Origin of the sequence: Paracoccus sp. P2 (assembly GCF_046335115.1) — a bacterium.
Lineage (GTDB): Bacteria > Pseudomonadota > Alphaproteobacteria > Rhodobacterales > Rhodobacteraceae > Paracoccus > Paracoccus pantotrophus.
The window spans coordinates 1-1,390 of the sequence record NZ_JBGOSN010000140.1; the positions used below are offsets into that span (position 1 = coordinate 1).

The window sequence follows — 1,390 nt, forward strand, 5'->3', positions numbered from 1 at the left end:
TCAGGCCGGACGTGTGTGGACGCCCCCTTGGATGCAAGCGGAATCTTGGGCACGGTCGGGCATGTGATCAGGTGCGGTCGTGTGTCCGGCCTCGAAGATACGGCCTGTCATTCGCCGCGGGCCTGTATGGAGATATGCAGGTCGGGACCAGTTCGCTTACCCGCGCTCGATGGCGCTCCGTCCGGAATGCTGGTTCGCCCGACCCGGTCTCTTGACCGTCTGCCCTTACGTTCCCTCGCCCCCTCTCACATCCGGCGACAATCCGACGACACCGGCCTATGCGGCCGCCATCGCCGGATCCCTGTAATCCTCGCACCTGCGCAGCAGCGCCCAAGCTGTGCGCGCCATACGGTTGGCCAGTGCGACTGCGACCAACATCTTCGGCTTGCGCGCCATCATGCGACCGAGCCATGTGCCTTCAGGCGCGCCCTTCCGTGCGGCCCATCGCACCACGGCGACCGCACCGACGATCAGCAGCCTCCGGATGTCGCGCTGGCCCATCTTCGAGGTGCGGCCCAGTCGGTCCTTGCCGCCGCTCGAATGTTGTCGCGGCGTGAGGCCGACCCAGGCGGCGAAGTCCCGGCCCTTCGAGAAGGTCTCCATCGGTGGCGCGAAAGTCGTGATCGCCGCCGCCGTCACCGCTCCCACTCCCGGGATCGTCGTCAGCCGCCGCGCCGTGTCGTCGGTGGCCACGCGCCTGCGCAACTCGGCATCAAGGCCCGCGATCTTCTCGGCCAGCCCGGCAATCTGATCCAGCAGAAGGCGAGCCAGGTCACGCACCGCCTCGGGCAGCAGGCCATCCTCCCCTTCGATGATGACCGCGAGGCGCCCGACATGCGCGGGGCCGGTGGGCGCCACGATGCCCTGTTCAGCCAGATGTGCCCGCAGCGCGTTGATCGTCTGCGTGCGTTGGCGAACCAGAAGATCGCGGGTTCGATAGGCCATCGCCGCCGCCTGCTGGGCTTCGCTCTTCACGGCGACAAACCGCATGGTCGGGCGCGACGCAGCTTCCGCAATCGCCTCGGCATCGGCCATATCGTTCTTCTGGCGCTTCACGAACGGCTTCACATAGGCGGGTGGGATCAGCCGAACCTCGTGGCCAAGATCGCCGATCGCCCGGCCCCAATGATGCGCACTGGCACAGGCTTCCATCGCCACCACGCAAGGCGGCTGCGCTGCCATGAACTTCAGCAGTTGCGCGCGCGACAGCTTGCGGCGAAAGACGACCGATCCATCGGCCCCCGCACCGTGCGCCTGAAACACGTTCTTGGCCAAATCCAGGCCGATGATGCTAACCTCTCCCATGGACGCTCCCCTCCGTAGCGGTGCTTCAACACCCGCCACCTTGGCACATCGATGCCGCCGGGGGGCGTCCACCCCATCGCTTACA

General features: G+C 66.8%; 1 protein-coding gene. It reads right to left on the minus strand.

The annotated features are described in order from the left end of the window. Positions 1-276 precede the first annotated feature (276 nt). Positions 277-1,305, minus strand: coding sequence for an IS110 family transposase (locus ACDP63_RS24805; protein ID WP_058100673.1), 1,029 nt, complete (start codon positions 1,303-1,305; stop codon positions 277-279). Positions 1,306-1,390 lie beyond the last annotated feature (85 nt).

Bases quoted from the DNA above. Each gene is read 5' to 3' on its own strand.
- ACDP63_RS24805 (WP_058100673.1), bottom strand. From the start codon at position 1,305: ATGGGAGAGGTTAGCATCATCGGCCTGGATTTGGCCAAGAACGTGTTT.